Raw genomic sequence first — 15,628 nt, forward strand, 5'->3', positions numbered from 1 at the left:
GGAGAATTACCTATCTTTTAGGCCATGGGACACATTTTCTTCATCGCTCCGTCCTCCCCCGGTAGCTTAGACCGCCTCAGTCAATGGACTTTCCGTTGGCTTTTGGAGCACGGCGATTTGGCAGAAGATTCCACCATGTACACTTGCAATTCCATCGAAGACGCAACGAACCTCCTGGAATCGGCCCTGATTATCGGACAGTCCCCCGCACTCATTATTCTCGACCACGCAGATCGCCCGCACGAACAGAACCTCAAGTTCAGCAAGCTCCTGCACGACGGCATTCCTGAATCGTGGATTGTGGAACTGGTGCCCGACAACATGCCGCTCCCCCAGTGCGACGAAAATTATTACTGGGTCCGCAAACCCGTGAGTGAAGACGAATGGTACAGCACGCTCGAACAGGTGTTGCTCAAGAGCGGATCGCCCCAATGGGCTAATAACTAGTGCCTGCGGCACAGTTGGTAGAGCTTAGTTGGTAGAACTTAGACATTTTCTAAGTTCTAAGCTCTAAGTTCTAAATTCTAAATACTACATTACCCATTATGATTAAAGGCGTAAGTTATTTTGGCGTGCGTTCGCCTAAGCATGTTCTTGCCGATATGCAAGACATCAAGGCGGCGGGTTTTAACGCGGTGCTCCACACCTGGAGCGAAGAAGACCAGCAATACTACTACGGCACCATGAAGGATATCGTGGACCAGTCCGCAGACCTCGGTCTGACAGTCTACGTGAACCCATGGGGCGTGGGCCGCGTGTTTGGCGGTGAAGCGTATTCGGAACTGACTGCACGCAACCACGACTTATGCCAGGTGGCGCTCGACGGCAAGCCCAAGGTGGCCGCCTGCCCGAACCATCCGGAGTTCCGCGCCTACATGCACAAGTGGATTGAAAGCGTATGCGCCACGAAAGTGAGCACGATTTTCTGGGACGAGCCGCATTTTTACTTTGAGAAGGGCGGGCTTAGCAACTGGAGCTGCCGCTGCCCGCATTGTCGCGAGAAGTTCCGCGCCCAGTTCGGCTACGAGATGCCCGCCGAACTCACCGACGACGTGAAGAAATTCCGCGAGGATTCGCTCATTGACTTTTTGAGGGAAATGACCGAGGACGTTCATGCCCGCGGCAAGCGCAACTGCGTTTGCATGCTGCCGCCGTGGTTCCCCGCGGGGCTCGACGACTGGGGCCGCGTTGCAGGCCTTGAAAGCGTAGACGAAGTCGCATCTGACCCGTATTGGGAAAAGGGTGCCACCGAAGAATGGGTCCGCGAAAAATACGCCGAGACTGCTCGCAAGCTGACCGAAGTCGCCGCCAAGTACGGCAAGGCCGTGCAGATGTGGATCAAGGCGTACCAGATCGAGGCCGGCCGCGAAAACGACCTAGCCATCGCCGTCGAGGAAAGCCGCAAAGCAGGTATCGACAACATCTTCGCGTGGAGCTACCGCGGCACAGAAACGCTCAGCTGGCTAAAAAGCGACAACCCGGACGAAGTCGCCCGGGTGTTCAGGAAATCGCTCAGTCTCTAACGGAACGCGCGAACGCTAATTACTTCATCACGCGTATCGTCGTGGAGCCTGCGCGGGATTTTGCGATGAACGTGCCGCCAGTTTTCACGAGGGCTTTCGCGCTGGCACGGAGTTCCTGCAATCCAGAGGCTCGCACCTTTCCCAAATAGTTGCCGTTCATGTCGAAGATGCGGTAGCTTTCGGTTCCGGCCGCATGCGATAGCGCGGGCTTTACAAAGGCTGTGCATTCATCAACGCAAACGACTTCATCCTCTCCGAACACAAAGTAATCCACGTCCATCCAGGAACCGGTTACCGTAAAGCGCAATATGTGTTCGCCCGCAGGGAGGTTCACCGTCGAGCGCACCTTGCTATAATCGTCATAGTTGTCTTCGCCATCGTTTTTCGGGACAGAGATTACGTCCGTGATGTTCTTGCCGTCCAGCGACATCTGGAAGCCCGAAGTCTCGTTTGCGGATGCGACCGACGCGTAAAAGGAATATTCGCCCGTTTCCTTGACGTTCACGGTGTATTCGAGCCATTCGCCTTCCTGGTTGTAGCCCACGATGTAGCCCGTCGCCTTCTTGTAAATGTCGACGCCCGTCCCTTCGCGGTAATTGCTACCGCCATGGTCTTCGGAATCGTTTTCCTTGTAGGAGTCATTGCCCGAGCCGACACCCGGAATGTCGAAGTCTTCCGCCTCAATTTTGCCCGGAATTTCAAACGCCTTACCCTTGAAAGGCTTTTGCGGTTCGGGAACCACCGGAGCGCGGTTTATTGCCTTGAGCATCTGCTCCGCATAGCGCTTGCCGAACGTCACGTAAGCATCGTGACCGAAGTGGTAGCGGTCCACGCCGTTGCCGCCAAGGCCCTCGGACGACGCGTAGTAAGTATTGTCCATCGTATTCGGGAGTTTCGACACGCGGTCGGAATAGCAGCAGCCCGAACGCAGGAGTTCGCCCGCTACAAACGGAACCGTGTCGGAACTCATATCGAGCGCCTTCAGAATATCGTCGCGAGTCTTCTTCACGATTTTCGGCCAGTCCGGGTAGCCGCCGTCGGTTTCGCCCTGATGGAAGATGAAACCCTTGATGACGCCCACCTGTTGCGCCTTCTTCGCGATATCGATAATCGTCTTGGTGACGTTGCCGTCGCTCGCGTATTCCTTCGCGTAGTTCTTGAGCCAATCCTCCGCCGTAGAGAGGTAACTCGCATATTGGTCCTGGTCGAACAGCTTGATGCTTGCGCCACCCACCGCGACCGGGATAATCCCGATGGTCACGTCCGGCATGCTGTCGGCCATCGTGCGCCCGAACCAGTCGGCAATCGAAATCGTGTTGCCGCAGTTAAAGAGCGAGGGTACCGCCGGATAAACCTCACCCAACGTGTTGCGCCCCTTACCCGAGCACTTTTGCGTCGCAAAAATCTTGAACCGCGAATTTTCGACCTTATCGGCGCTCTGGGCATCGGCAGTGCCGCCCATGTTGGACTGGCCGTATGCGATGTAAATGTGGAAATTCGGGTCCGGAGCGGCATTCGCCTGAATTGCTCCGAACGACAACAAGCCCGCAGCAAAACATGCTGCCGGCACGAAACCTGAGAATTTATTTAAAAATCTCATGACATCCCTTCTTTTTCAAACATCCTTCTTAAAGATATCTTGAAAAAAACACAAAAGGCGCCCCCGGCGCCCTTATTTTATAGACAGATTGTCAATGAATACAAAGAAAGTTAATCCCACGAAGTAAATTCTGTTTATCGTCACACGAATTGTACAGTCACTTCGTTCCTGTACCAAATGCTCGCTTCGGTCATGACAATACAAGTATTGTCGCGACACTCAGCTTACGCATTTGTCGGGAAAAAAATTCAAATCTGATTTTACGTTAGTAAAATCGAATCAGTGTGACACTCATACAAAAAAGCCCCGTCGCTTGGACGAGGCTTTTAATGTCGTTTTTTATAAAAGATTACTTAGCTCTTTCGAGGTAAGAACCGTCGCGGGTATCCACGCGGATCTTGGTGTTGTTCTCGATGAAGAGCGGGATCATCACCTTGGCGCCGGTTTCGACGGTGCATTCACGCATCACGTTACCGCTGGTATTGCCCTGGACTGCCGGAGGAGCGTCGATGATCATGAGGTCAACGAAGGTAGGCGGAATCACTTCGATCGGAAGCGTAGCGCCGGACTTCGGGTCCTTCCACCAAGTGACTTCGACAGTAGCGCCGTCGAGGAGCCAAACTTCGCAGCCATTGAGAGCTTCCTTGGAGATTTCTTCAGTTTCCTGAGTTTCGTTGTTCAAGAAATACCAAGTAGAACCGTCATTGTAAAGGTAGGTCATTTCGGTGAAGGTCACGTCGGCTTCTTCAACCGTATCGCCACTCTTCCAAGTGCGTTCGAGGGTGCGGCCGGTCACCAAGTTCTTGATGCGAACGCGGTTAAAGGCCTGGCCCTTACCCGGCTTCACGAACTGGTTTTCGATGATTTCGTACGGCTGACCATCAACCATGATTTTAAGTTTCTTGCGGAATTCGTTGGTGCTTACAGTACCCATATTATCCTCTTGTTGATTTTGATTCTAAATTTAGCAATATAATGGAAAGCCCCGTTACCGTTTTTACGCAAATCCCTGACTTTTTGGACTATTTGGGATCCGATTTGGCGACAGTCATTGCCAAAACGACCGCACTTGCCGACCTTGACCTGAACCCGAAGTTTCCGTTCCTTTGTTCTAGGCATTACGCCGACCTGATCAAGAAGGCTGGCGACCCAGCCGCCCTGTTGCGCGAAATTTTGCCCACCAAGGACGAACTCAAGAAGGTCGAAGGCTTTGTAGACGACCCCGTAGGCGATTTACCGGCCGGAAAATCCGACTGCGTGATCCAGAAATACGACCAACGAGCCCTGATTGTCTCGACCGCCACCTGCGGTGCCCGTTGCCGTTTCTGTTTCCGCAAGAACTACCCTTTCCAAAACACACCCGACGTGGCGCGCCAGGTGAGTCACTGGCTCGATACCCATACCGACGTCTGGGAAGTGATTCTTTCGGGCGGCGACCCGCTGACTCTCGGTCCCGGCGCCTTCCGCGAACTGATTGAAGCGATTGCGATGCACCCCTCAGTCACCACGCTCCGCATCCACACGAGACTCCCCGTGATGCGCCCGGACCTGGTGATGCAGCATTTTGAACTGCTGCGCGAACTGCCGGCTAGGTTTAGCTGCGTTCTGGTGTCACATGTGGACCACGCCGACGAACTCGACGAAGAATCGGCAAGCGTGTTTGCACAACTGCGCTTTAGCGGTTGGACGCTTCTGAACCAGAGCGTGCTGCTAAGGGGAATCAGCGATGACGCCCTCAAGCTCACCGCCTTGTGCCGCAAACTTTTTGAGCAGGGTGTGCTCCCCTACTACCTGCACCAGCTGGACCACGCAAACGGGGTCGCCCACTTCGAAGTAGCTGATGACGAAGCCCGCAAGCTGATTGCAGAAATCCGCACCAAGCTGCCCGGCTATCTGGTGCCGAAACTCGTACGAGAAATCGCCGGCGAGAAGAGTAAAACTCCTATTTAGCAATGAGCTCGTGCCAGAGGCACTCTGTGGTATGAGGACGGCACAATGTGCCTTTGAGCTTATATAATCGCAGCTGCGCTGCCAAACTTTGACTCAAAGGGAGCCGGAGGCGATCGACCTCGCAGCTCATAGCTCACACCTAAAATAAAGTTTTTAGTCCGAACCCTATAATGCCGTCAAGGTAATTCTCGCCGTTGCGTAGCGCGTAATACAGGTTCACGCTCCAGTTGCCGCGGTACTGCGTAAAGGCCACGCCGTAATCATGTTCGCGCTTCCAGCCATGTTCCGGCGCAAATGCGCGGTAAAGTCCCGGCTGGTAGAAAGCCTCGATGCTCAAGTCGTAGCCATCTTGCCATAGAATCGCGAATTCGGAATACCCGTAGGCGCGGCTCCGCATAAAGCGTACGTCCATGCCCTTGAAGCTATCCATGCCGCCCAGCGCGAAATAATCGAAGCGGTCCAAGTCCGCATCGGTCGGGAATATTCCGCCGGCAGCCCCGCTAAAGCGAGTTATCCAGTTGCCATAAATCGGCAAGTACCGCGAGAATTTGGCTGACGCCTTCAGGTAATTGTCCAAGGAATCCGGGCGGTCCATATTCCAAACAATCGAGCCGTTGAATCGCGTACCCGAGCGCGGCAATACAAATCGGTCAAGCGACACATAAGAGAGTTCAAAGGTCGATGTTTTTCGGTTGCTACCGATGCCGAGGAACACGCCCAAGGTAAAGTCAAAGCCGATGTCGCGGGAAATTCCGATTTCGCCGTAGGCATCGCGTTCCGAAGAATCTTCGTCGAAATAGCCACGGGCAAACACGTTCCATTCAGAACCGAAAATCCACGGTTCCTTGTACGAACCTTCTAGCCTGCGGGCATTATCTGCAGTATAGCCTTCTAGAGTCAAGTCGCGGGCTGTTCCGCGAATGTTATAGAGAGCCACATTCACGTTGCCTTCCCACTCGTCGGTTTCGCTGGAATACGTGAGTAACGCATATGCCTCGGAAACGGCAGCCGCCTGCATGTGGTACACCGGGATTATGCGGTTGCGCACCGGGTCACGGAAGATTTGAGCCGGAGCCGTACGGTTGTAATAGCCCAAGCTCGCAAGCTTCATGTCGGAGCGTTCCAATTCCAGCGGTGACACGAGTTTTCCCGGTTCGATTTTCGTTTGCCGGCGGAACACCTCGATGTCGCTACCCGAGGAATCCATGTTCTCGGGATCTGCCCACACCCAAGGAATGCCGCGGTCCAATTGAACGGTCAGCACGCCGGCCGAATCCAGTTCGCCCGAAAGTTTTGCCGACAAGAATCCCCGATTTTCATAATAGCTTACGATGCGGTCTCGCGTCAGCGGCCAACTTTCGCAGGATTTGCCCACCAGCGCCTGCACTTGGGATTCTTCGTACAATTCGCGCTCGCCCACCCACTGCACCGCCGTAATGCGGCACCCTTCCGAAGCAGAAGATGCAACAACAACGAAAAGCATTGTTGCAATAAAAAGGAAGCACTTCACCATACAGATGCTATGCACACAAAACAAATTCCGAACTCTGAATTCCGAATTACGCATTAGAAGTACGCCCTCGCTTCGGTGCTAAGCTTCTGGAAGATATTCTCTTCGGCGTCGCCAAACCGCAAAATGTAACTGCAACCCATCGTCAAGAAATCATTCAAATCCACAGAGAGCGAAAATTCAAAACGATACGTACGGCCATCGCTGTAGCCATCCATCACCTGGTACGGGATTATGTCGCCATGGCTTTTGACTTGCACCACCGAGAAGTTCGCATAAGAATTCACCTTTTTCTGGCGATTGTAACCGACACGCAAGGCGCCTTCCCAAAGGTCGGCATCAAACAGGCCTTCTTCGCGACCAGAGCCATCGCCCCCTTCGCCAGTGCGGTAACGCCCGAGCGGTTGCACAAAGAATCCCTGCAAAAAGTCAAAGCGGTAGCGCAGCGTTCCGTCGTAAACATCCCAGTTCCATTCCTGCATGGCCGAAAGTTCGTTTTCTTGAATCAGGAGCGTGCCGCCCACAAAATGATCCAGATTGATGCGGTAGCCCGCTTCGAATTCATGCGAGTAAGAGGTCTCGTAATACGAAATCGAAGAAAGTTTTTTATCGAATGTGGCGCCCGGCTTGTACGTAAGCGAAACGCCCGAAGGATGTTGCCAGTCCACCAAGCCCTCCACCGCCATACGGCCCGATGTCATGCGGTGCAGTTGCGAAGTCGTGACCGGCGGGAAGTATATTTTTTTGCCCGTAGTATCGCTCCCTTCGCCCTCATACGAACCGCCGAAAGTCACATCGCGCAAGAATCCGTCGCGCACACCAAAGACAAGCCCCGGATTAAAACGAAGTTCAATATTGAATGCAGCATCTGACGAAAGAACGGCGCCCACGGAATCGTTGCGGCCCATGCCTTCGTACACAAAGTCGCCGTTATCCACTCCTTCAATGTAACTGGATGTCAAGCTGTCATAGCGCACATCGCCCGTACCCGGCGCAACCGCCTTGTAGACGGCTGTATAAATCTGTTCTTCGGTCAAGCCCAATTTATACGCCACATTGCCCTGCCAGCCCAGTTCTTCGCCACCAAAGCGAGAATTCAAATTGGCGAGCCAGCTATTTTCGCTTTCCGAAGAATCAGTGCGCATGCGTTCGTATTGCAGCAAGTGCGCCAAGGTAAAGTAGCGGCTATTGTAATTTGCCTCTTGCACCCAGGTGGCAGCCCACAAGGAATCAGCCCATTCATCGCCATAGGTATCGCCACGGCGCTTGGCCATTCGCCCGCTTACGCTTTCACGTATCTCGCCGCGGTCAAAATAAATTCCTAAGCCGCTCGAAGACTTGCCGTAAACCACCTCGTCTTCCACTTCGTCCAAATTGATTTTCGTAAAACGCAAGTCGCCGGCACCAAACGGACGAACCATTCCCTGCAAGAATTCGGCATTCGCCGTTCCTTGATAGCGTTCCATTTCGCGTTCTTGCAAACTCGCCACACGAATCAAAGCGAGTTCTCCCAAGGCATTCCGGTTGCGGTGCTGCACGCCTAACTGCACACGCGAAGAATTCCAGTCTTCTCCGGCATTACGGCGGTAACCCCACTGCGCAGACCCGTACCATTCTTTTGCAAACCGCGCACGCATCGAGAATTCATCGTGCAACAAGTCGTCATCCAGGAAAGCGGAATCACTATACGCCAAGTCCCAGCTATCGCGCAGGCCGTAAAGGTTCCAGTCCAAATCAGCCCCCGGATGTTTCAGAATATCAAAGCCCTGATGCACGCGGTTTCCGTACACCGACATCGCAATCGGGAAATGCACCAAGTCGCGGGTAGAATCACTCGATACATACCAACGGAAGGCTTTGCCCTCGTTTCCGCCAACATGCTTTGAAACGATGTTTGTGTCAGTGCGGTTCATCGCCATTTCAAAGTCGGCATAGAACTGTCTATTCTGTTGCACACGAATGCGGGCGTTCATGCGTTCCGTCCTGTCGGGCCTGTTCAAAGGGGGCAACGTATCATCACGCACAAAATCGTCACCGCGGTCTGCCTTAAGCATTGCATAATCTTCATCGGTCCACACGCCGCGCTTTAAGCGGTCTACATCGTTTTCGAGTCTAAAGCCCGACACATCCAAATACAGGTTCGGGTGTCTGTAGTTTGCCGCAGCGCCCTTGAGCATGTAGATATTGTCATTTTCGTAAGCGTCGTACTCCACGCGGATTTCGTCATCGAAACTCGGCAACACCGAGCCCTTGAAATCGAGCATGCCGCCCGCGTAATTCACCAGGTAATCCTTACCGCGCGTGAGTTTAACGCCATTCAGCCACACGGTTTCGGACTGCGGCACCACCGCAACAAAACTGCCGGAGCCGTCCAGCGAATAGCCCAATTGTTGGCCACTTACACCGTTAAACGTCCGCATAAAATGTTTCACTTCGTCAGTACCGATAACGCCACGCACCTGCGTGTATCCGCCACCAAAGTCGCCGCGCACTCCACCCATGGCGCCAAGAGACGCTCGCGAAATTCCGGTGAAACCCATCGAAGAATCCACCCAGGTCAAATCGCCCAAGTGCAAAAAGTAATGCGGTGATTCCACGCGAAAATAAATCTGGTCCACCTCGCGGAGAGTCGCCGTCGTCTGGTCGCCCGCACGACGCCCCACATCAGAAAGCAAAGCGTCAATATACACACTGTCGGTCAAGCGCCCCGTAATCGAAAGGCGCAATTCCTGATCCACTTGCGTACCGCCATCGCCAACAGTCACTTGGACCATTTTGTAGCCGTGCGTTTCAAGGGAATCCTTGCGGGCCGAAGTATCCGCATTTTGAGCATAAGAATTTCCGCGGACAAGTAAGGCCGGATCCCATACCGGCAAAGAATCCGTATCCATACCCCATGCGAGTACAGAAAACAGAAAGAGTCCCAACCAGAACTGCCGGGACATGGGGCTTACCTTTCGTTAGGTTCTACGATAAACTGGCGGGTTGCAAGCAGCTTGCGCCCGGCCACCAGGTCCACACTCCACTCGCCCGGTTTCAAAAGATTCGGAACAATGGTCGTGAGACATACATCCTGCGACATATCGCAGGCAAGCTTTTGCACCGTATCGGCTCCGTTAAACCAAATATGCATTAGGGAGTCGTCCCCGAGTTGCAACGCCGACGAGACCGTGGAGTAGTAGTAAAGACGCATGCCCTCTTCGAACACGCTATCGACACCGAACGGAGAGCCATTCACAATATGGCTACAGACAACGCTTTGCGCCATGGAAAGTTCCGTATCGGCAGAATTCCAAATGGTTTCGGCGCCGTGCAAGGCAACCACAATTCGGTGAATCAAAAATCCAAGAAAGACCACCATCACGACAATCGTCGTTTTCCGCAAATTGCGAAGCGGAGGAAGTTTTGTCACAAGGCAGTCCTAGATCAAAAGTTTAACGAACCAGGCGGCTTGTATTCTGCGTAAAGGCAGGAACAGCATCGACCAGTTTTTCGACCAACAGGCGGTTAAAGTCTTCGATACGGTTCGGAAGCTTGGAACCCGGGAAAATCTGCACCAACAAGAGCGCCTGGTCTACAGGAGCAATGTAAATGGAACGGGATTCACCGCTGAAAGAAACAGCCTGGAAGTTTTCGCCACCGAGCATCATGCCCACCTGGCGGGCAGAGTCGAAAGACGCCGTGCTAAGCACGGCAAGCGGAGTTGCATCGATTCCCAAAGAACCGACTTCTGCAATAATGGATCCGTCACGATGGCAAAGAACAATATATTCAGCTTTGACGCTCGCCTGGTATGCAGTCATTAAACGCTGGACCTTGGCGGCATCATCGGAATAAATGGTAAAATCGCTCATTATGCACCCTCGTTAAATTACTTCTTCTTAGGTACGTACGGACGCAATTCAATTTCGTCATCGGCATCGGCAGCGGGCTTAGCGACATCGCGACCGAAGGTCGGCATACGAGGTACTGCAGTTGCTGCACGCGGGCGACCGAACGGCGACGACGTAGCCCCCTTTTGGAACAGACCGGCGCCGGCAGTCGAAGGCTGGGCAGGAGCTGCAGAAGGCGGTCTTGCCGCAAACGAAGGCATGCGGAACGGGGATGCCGGCTGTGCAGGGGCGGCAGGCTGGGCAGCATGCGGAGCCGGAGCAGCGGGCTGAGTTGCCTGGACCGAAACACCTTCCTTGGTGAGCGACACATCGTGAACGCCGGTATTACCGACATTGGCAGCCGCCTGACGGAGGAATCCCTGCTTAACGTTAAACTTTTCAATCACGAGCATGGCAATCGTCTTAAGCGTCGTCACGACACCCTTACCATTGTGGGCGGTAGCCGGGAAGAAAGGCACATTGCGCGGATTAAGTTCGGCATTCAGTTCGTCAAGCGTGAACACATTGTCCATATCGCGCTTGTTGTACTGAAGCACAAAAGGCATATCGTCCAGATCCATGCCATAGTCTTGCAAGTTCTGGCGCAGGTTCTGCAAACTTTCCAGGTTTTCGGCCTGACGGGACCTCTGGGAGTCCGCCACAAAAACAATGCCGTCTACACCACGAAGCACAAGCTTACGGGTACTATTATAATAGACCTGACCAGGAACAGTATAAAGCTGGAACCTTGTTTTGAACCCCTTGATATCCCCCAAGTTCAGCGGCAAAAAGTCAAAAAAGAGCGTACGGTCACCTTCAGTCGCGAGGGACACCATGTCGGTACGCTTGTCCTGAGGCATCTTCTGGTGGATCACCTGCAAATTGGTGGTCTTACCGCTAAGGCCCGGTCCGTAGTAAACGACTTTACAACTAATTTCTCGTGTAGCAAAGTTTATCGAAGACATTACACATCCTTGATATATCTACTTCAAATCTAATAAAAAAAATAATTTCGTAGACCACAAAATATGCTTTTTTAGCATTCTAATCAGGAATATCGGTCAAACAGGACCTTGGGGGCGATCCACGAAATGGACGACGCGCTGCGGAAACGGAATTGTAATTTTTTCTTCAACAAAGCGTTTCTTGATTTCAGCAGTATATTTCCAGCGCAAGTTGAAGTAGTCCTGGGTTCGGGTCCAGGCCCTGAAAGTCACGTTCACGGCGCTGTCTTCGAGGCCCGAAACAAAGAACTGGGGTTCAGGCTTGCGCATAAACAGGGGCTCGCCCGCCACCACGTCGCGCATGATATCGAGCGCCTTTTCCGGAGAATCTCCATAGTCGATTCCCACCGTAATTTCGAGCCTGCGGAGCGGATTCTTGCTAAAGTTCACGATCGGCTGCCCCCACAAGGAGGTATTCGGCGAAGATACATAGAGACCGTCCAAAGTACGGAGCGTGGTATTAAAAAGGCCGATTCCCACGATGTTGCCCTTGATATTACCGCATTCGATGTAATCGCCGGCTTTAAACGGGCGCAAAAACAGCAGCAACAGACCCGAGGCTATGTTTGCCAGGGCATCTTTCAAGGCGAGACCCACCGCCAAGCTCGCCGCACCTACAAGAGCAACAATGCCTGCGGTATTCACGCCTAGCACGTGCAGCACTAACAACAAAGTAACAATGTAGATGCAGTATGAGAATAACGAATAGACCAGCGGTTTTGCCGAAGAATCGAGCCCCCGGTTTTCTGCATGGTTTATGACATGCTTCAAGAAAATCAAAAGAAGACGGGCCGCCACCAGGAGCAGCAACGCAATAAACAGGCGCTGAATCACGGAATGATCGAACACTCCGCCAAAACGAGTTTCTAGAAAAAGCCTAATCGAATCTATCATTATAGACAAATATAGAAAATTGAATATACACGAACAGCCGACACACATAGTGTATCGGCTTATTCAAATTCGCACTAAATCGACTTAACGATTAATTAGGCGAGACCGTTAATGACCTTAGCGGCCTTGGCCTTGTAGTTAGCGACGCGGTTAGCGCAGAAACCGGCACGACCCTTGGCAGCAGCCTTGTCGAGCATGCTGAACAGAGCCGGCATGGCCTTGAGGGCTTCTTCCTTAGAAGTTGCGCTACGGACAGCCTTGAGGGCGGTGCGGATAGCGGAACGGGTAGAACGGTTCATGGCATTGGCCTTTTCGGCCTGAAGCAGACGCTTTTTGCAAGATTTGTGTTGAGGCACCTTATTATCTCCGGGTGAAAACCTACTTAAAAATGTTGGTTCAAAGTTAGTAAATATTGGAAATTTTTCAAGGGGTGGGCAAAAATTTATATCTTTGGGCGCATGATTTCCTTTGTAAATTTAACTGCACAACGCGAAAAATATCGTTTTGAACTCGAAAAAGCCGAACGAGAGGTGTTGGACAGCGGTTGTTACATAGGAGGCCCCCAGGTACAGGCTCTCGAAAAGGAACTTTCGGAGTATCTGGGCGGAAAAATCCACACGATAACCTGCGCAAGCGGCACGGACGCCCTCACGATCGCCCTGATGGCCATGGATTTACGCCCTGGCGACGAGGTGATCGTCCCCGATTTTACCTTTATCGCCCCTGCAGAATGCGTCGCCCTTCTCGGCGGGACCCCCCAATTTGCCGACATTGACCAGGAAACGCTGCAAATTGCCCCCGAAAGCGTAAAAGAACTGATTGGGCCGCATACCAAGGGAATTATTGCGGTGAACCTATTCGGCCAGTGCGCCCCGTTCAAGGATCTGCGCGAAATCGCCACCGAACACAAGCTCTGGATTATCGAGGACTCTGCCCAGGCATTCGGTGCCCGCTCCAACCAAATGGCATGCACATTCGGAGATATTGCCATCACCAGTTTTTACCCGAGTAAGCCCTTGGGCTGTTACGGTGACGGCGGCGCCCTATTTACCGAAAACGAAGAATTCGCCCAAAAAATCCGCATAATCGCAAACCACGGGAGCGCCGGGCGTTACCGGCACGAAATCATCGGCATGAACAGCCGACTTGACGCACTGCAAGCGGCGGTCCTTAGAGTCAAGCTTAGGCACCTGGACGAAGAACTTGCGGTCAGGCGCCAAAACGCGGCCAAGTACGACGCCTACTTTACCGAATACAACAGCACCGCGGCTGCAAGCGAGAAGATTGTTCCTCAAAAAATCGAAACCGGATGCAAGTGCACCTACGCCCAGTATACGGTTTTGGCCGAGAACCGCGAAAGCTTTATTGAGAAATTGAAGGCCGCAGAAATTCCTTACTGCATCCACTACCCCGCCCCGCTGCAAGAGCAACCTTGCTTTAATATTCCCGTCACCTTATGCGGAATGATAACGACAGAAGAATGGTCCGCAAACCGGACGACCGGAGCAAAATGGGCCTCGGAGCACGCCATCAGCTTGCCCGTGTGCGCCTTCACCAATGTAGATGAAATTATTGAAAAGCTAAAGGCTCACCTGTAGCTTTAAAATCTGCTATTACAGCGCCTTCATTCGCTGCACCGCTTCTTTGAAAATCGCGGGCTCTTGCAGCAAACTGATGACCACCCAGCCGTCTTCGTCGAAATCGAAGAAGAACCCTGGCTGCACCAGCACATGTTTTTCGCCGAGCAGACGGAGCGTGAGTTCCTCGTCGTTTTCACCCAGGCGAACCACCGCATACCAGCCGCCGAGAACCTCGGGGCAGTACTTGGAGGGGAAGGCTTCGCGGAGCGTCTGCCAATTTTGCAGGAGACGTTCCTTGACGCGCGATTCGTAAGCGGCGGACTGCTTGAGGAGCGCGGAGCCGAGAGCCTGCGCCGGGGCGGACACACTCAGGTAGGCATCTTCTACAAATTCGAGGGCTGCGCGGATTTCTTCAAAGCGTTCGCGGGGCGCGTAAAAAGCCATCCAGCCGAGCTTGAGCTGCGGGGAACCTACGGCCTTGCTTAAGCCGTTCAGCCAGAAGATGGGGCACTTGGGTCCGTCTTCCGGGAGGTTGATGAAGTCGTTACCGCCCGCATCCCATAGATTATTTGATTTTTCCTCAATGGATTGCTTCCCCCCTTCGGGGGTCGCAATGACGTATTGCCAGGTACGCTTTACTTTATCCGTAAGCGCATAATCGCCGAAGACTTCGTCCACCACGAGAATCATGTCGTTTTCTTCGCAGAAACGGACCGCCGCATTCCATTCCTCGCGGGAGACGCAATGCCCGGTCGGATTATGCGGGCTGACCAGCAGCAGGATTTTCGCTTTCTCCGGAGCAGCTAACAAACTGTCAGAATCTAAAACAAAGCGGAAGGATATTTCTTTTTTCCTGTCACCTTTTTTCTTCTCCCGTTGCAATTTTAAAAAGTACGGCGCACATTCCAAGTGTTCGAGTTGCGCAAGCGTATCGAGCAGCGGGTAGCCGGGCATCGGCGTCAAAATCACGTCGCCCGGGTCGCAGAATGTCTTGAACAAAACAGAATATGCTTCGCTGGTGCTCGCCATAAGGATAATTTGACCAGCCGTAAAATTGCCCCCGCGTTCGCGGTAATACTCCACCACCGCTTCGCGGGCCGACTTCCACCCCGCCGCATCCGGATTCCAGCAACCAAAAGACTCGCGGCCTTCATCGACAGCGACATCCAGCTCCACCGGCAAACCCGCCTTCACAGGCGAAGAAACCGTCATGTCGATAAATGGGAGCCCGCCCTCGGCAGCATCCTTTTTCGCACTCGCCTTCGCACGCTCCAATTCGGCAAAGAACGGCGATGGCGAAAGATCTTTAGGCAAACGTGAAGAAAGCATTATTTTCTATGTCTATGCAAAATACCGGCGAGCACCACGGCAATAAAAATGCCCGCAGGGAGCACCACCGCAATCGTGAGGAGAATCAGCTTCTGAAAATCAGAGAGCCCCTTGAGCGAGGCCTTGAATTCCTTGAACTTCGCCTTCAGGCCGGGTTTTGCGGTTCCCTCGGCACCTTCAACGACAGCGCCTTCGGCCGGAGCTTCAGCCTGGTCTTCTAAACCGGCAAAGGCTTCCATTTTCGGGAGCATGGCCATCAGCTTGGACACCGATTCCTTCACAGGCCCGACATACTGGCTCGCTTTTTCGCGAACCTTGTCGTAGCGTTTCTTAAAAGGACGTTTCAGTTGTTCAAGCATCGGTCAC

General features: G+C 53.1%; 14 protein-coding genes and 1 pseudogene. 4 read left to right on the forward strand and 11 right to left on the reverse strand.

The window, feature by feature from the left end:
• Window positions 1–24 precede the first annotated feature (24 nt).
• Both BUC02_RS10770 and BUC02_RS10775 read left to right on the forward strand, forming a co-directional pair.
• Entirely contained in the window at window positions 25–447 is a 423-nt protein-coding gene (locus BUC02_RS10770; protein ID WP_072797422.1) for a hypothetical protein, read from the forward strand.
• Between the two features lie 98 nt (window positions 448–545).
• Entirely contained in the window at window positions 546–1,523 is a 978-nt protein-coding gene (locus BUC02_RS10775) for a hypothetical protein (protein ID WP_073322459.1), read from the forward strand.
• A gap of 19 nt (window positions 1,524–1,542) precedes the next feature.
• Here the strand turns inward: BUC02_RS10775 and BUC02_RS10780 are convergent, their stop codons facing one another.
• Both BUC02_RS10780 and efp read right to left on the reverse strand, forming a co-directional pair.
• Window positions 1,543–3,123, reverse strand: coding sequence for a carbohydrate-binding protein (locus BUC02_RS10780; RefSeq protein WP_073322461.1), 1,581 nt, complete (start codon window positions 3,121–3,123; stop codon window positions 1,543–1,545).
• 349 nt (window positions 3,124–3,472) lie between these two features.
• Window positions 3,473–4,057: an elongation factor P gene (gene efp, locus BUC02_RS10785; RefSeq protein ID WP_073054959.1), complete on the reverse strand. Its 585-nt coding sequence runs from the start codon at window positions 4,055–4,057 to the stop codon at window positions 3,473–3,475.
• Between the two features lie 41 nt (window positions 4,058–4,098).
• On the opposite strand from efp, the gene BUC02_RS10790 reads away from it, so the two are divergent.
• Window positions 4,099–5,073 (forward strand): KamA family radical SAM protein, encoded by a 975-nt coding sequence (locus BUC02_RS10790; protein WP_073322462.1) that lies wholly within the window; start codon window positions 4,099–4,101, stop codon window positions 5,071–5,073.
• Window positions 5,074–5,212: 139 nt separating this feature from the next.
• Here BUC02_RS10790 and BUC02_RS10795 read toward each other — a convergent pair whose 3' ends face one another.
• From BUC02_RS10795 to rpsT, 7 genes and pseudogenes are all read right to left on the reverse strand, one after another.
• Complete coding sequence (locus BUC02_RS10795; protein ID WP_170930528.1) at window positions 5,213–6,556, reverse strand: BamA/TamA family outer membrane protein; 1,344 nt, start codon at window positions 6,554–6,556, stop codon at window positions 5,213–5,215.
• An 83-nt stretch (window positions 6,557–6,639) separates the two neighbouring features.
• Window positions 6,640–9,474: a hypothetical protein gene (locus tag BUC02_RS10800; RefSeq protein WP_254794199.1), complete on the reverse strand. Its 2,835-nt coding sequence runs from the start codon at window positions 9,472–9,474 to the stop codon at window positions 6,640–6,642.
• A gap of 59 nt (window positions 9,475–9,533) precedes the next feature.
• Window positions 9,534–9,995 carry a hypothetical protein gene (locus BUC02_RS10805; RefSeq protein ID WP_249268835.1) on the reverse strand — a complete coding sequence of 154 codons (462 nt, stop codon included), beginning with the start codon at window positions 9,993–9,995 and terminating at the stop codon, window positions 9,534–9,536.
• 22 nt (window positions 9,996–10,017) lie between these two features.
• Entirely contained in the window at window positions 10,018–10,437 is a 420-nt protein-coding gene (locus tag BUC02_RS10810; protein WP_073322465.1) for a roadblock/LC7 domain-containing protein, read from the reverse strand.
• 419 nt (window positions 10,438–10,856) lie between these two features.
• Window positions 10,857–11,420, reverse strand: a pseudogene (locus BUC02_RS16750) (ATP/GTP-binding protein); the annotation flags it as partial.
• A gap of 96 nt (window positions 11,421–11,516) precedes the next feature.
• A complete protein-coding gene (locus BUC02_RS10820) occupies window positions 11,517–12,308 on the reverse strand; it encodes a mechanosensitive ion channel family protein (RefSeq protein WP_254794200.1) in 792 nt (263 codons plus the stop codon).
• A gap of 140 nt (window positions 12,309–12,448) precedes the next feature.
• Window positions 12,449–12,709 carry a 30S ribosomal protein S20 gene (gene rpsT / locus BUC02_RS10825; protein WP_073054952.1) on the reverse strand — a complete coding sequence of 87 codons (261 nt, stop codon included), beginning with the start codon at window positions 12,707–12,709 and terminating at the stop codon, window positions 12,449–12,451.
• A gap of 102 nt (window positions 12,710–12,811) precedes the next feature.
• Between rpsT and BUC02_RS10830 the strand changes: the two genes are divergently transcribed.
• A complete protein-coding gene (locus BUC02_RS10830) occupies window positions 12,812–13,951 on the forward strand; it encodes a DegT/DnrJ/EryC1/StrS family aminotransferase (protein ID WP_073322470.1) in 1,140 nt (379 codons plus the stop codon).
• Between the two features lie 15 nt (window positions 13,952–13,966).
• On the opposite strand, the gene BUC02_RS10835 is transcribed toward BUC02_RS10830, so the two are convergent.
• Together BUC02_RS10835 and BUC02_RS10840 are read right to left on the reverse strand one after the other, a co-directional pair.
• Window positions 13,967–15,262, reverse strand: coding sequence for a pyridoxal phosphate-dependent aminotransferase (locus tag BUC02_RS10835; RefSeq protein WP_073322471.1), 1,296 nt, complete (start codon window positions 15,260–15,262; stop codon window positions 13,967–13,969).
• On the reverse strand, window positions 15,262–15,621 hold the full coding sequence (locus BUC02_RS10840) for a hypothetical protein (RefSeq protein WP_073322472.1): 360 nt from the start codon (window positions 15,619–15,621) through the stop codon (window positions 15,262–15,264). The genes BUC02_RS10835 and BUC02_RS10840 overlap by 1 nt, the downstream gene beginning before the upstream one ends.
• Window positions 15,622–15,628 lie beyond the last annotated feature (7 nt).

It is taken from the genome of Fibrobacter sp. UWOV1, from assembly GCF_900142495.1.
In the GTDB taxonomy this organism is placed as follows: Bacteria; Fibrobacterota; Fibrobacteria; order Fibrobacterales; family Fibrobacteraceae; genus Fibrobacter.

Coding starts and splice junctions, on each gene's coding strand:
- BUC02_RS10770 (WP_072797422.1), top strand. CDS start 25: ATGGGACACATTTTCTTCATCGCTCCGTCCTCCCCCGGTAGCTTAGAC.
- BUC02_RS10775 (WP_073322459.1), top strand. CDS start 546: ATGATTAAAGGCGTAAGTTATTTTGGCGTGCGTTCGCCTAAGCATGTT.
- BUC02_RS10780 (WP_073322461.1), bottom strand. CDS start 3,123: ATGAGATTTTTAAATAAATTCTCAGGTTTCGTGCCGGCAGCATGTTTT.
- efp (WP_073054959.1), bottom strand. CDS start 4,057: ATGGGTACTGTAAGCACCAACGAATTCCGCAAGAAACTTAAAATCATG.
- BUC02_RS10790 (WP_073322462.1), top strand. CDS start 4,099: ATGGAAAGCCCCGTTACCGTTTTTACGCAAATCCCTGACTTTTTGGAC.
- BUC02_RS10795 (WP_170930528.1), bottom strand. CDS start 6,556: ATGCTTTTCGTTGTTGTTGCATCTTCTGCTTCGGAAGGGTGCCGCATT.
- BUC02_RS10800 (WP_254794199.1), bottom strand. CDS start 9,474: ATGGATACGGATTCTTTGCCGGTATGGGATCCGGCCTTACTTGTCCGC.
- BUC02_RS10810 (WP_073322465.1), bottom strand. CDS start 10,437: ATGAGCGATTTTACCATTTATTCCGATGATGCCGCCAAGGTCCAGCGT.
- BUC02_RS10830 (WP_073322470.1), top strand. CDS start 12,812: ATGATTTCCTTTGTAAATTTAACTGCACAACGCGAAAAATATCGTTTT.
- BUC02_RS10835 (WP_073322471.1), bottom strand. CDS start 15,262: ATGCTTTCTTCACGTTTGCCTAAAGATCTTTCGCCATCGCCGTTCTTT.
- BUC02_RS10840 (WP_073322472.1), bottom strand. CDS start 15,621: ATGCTTGAACAACTGAAACGTCCTTTTAAGAAACGCTACGACAAGGTT.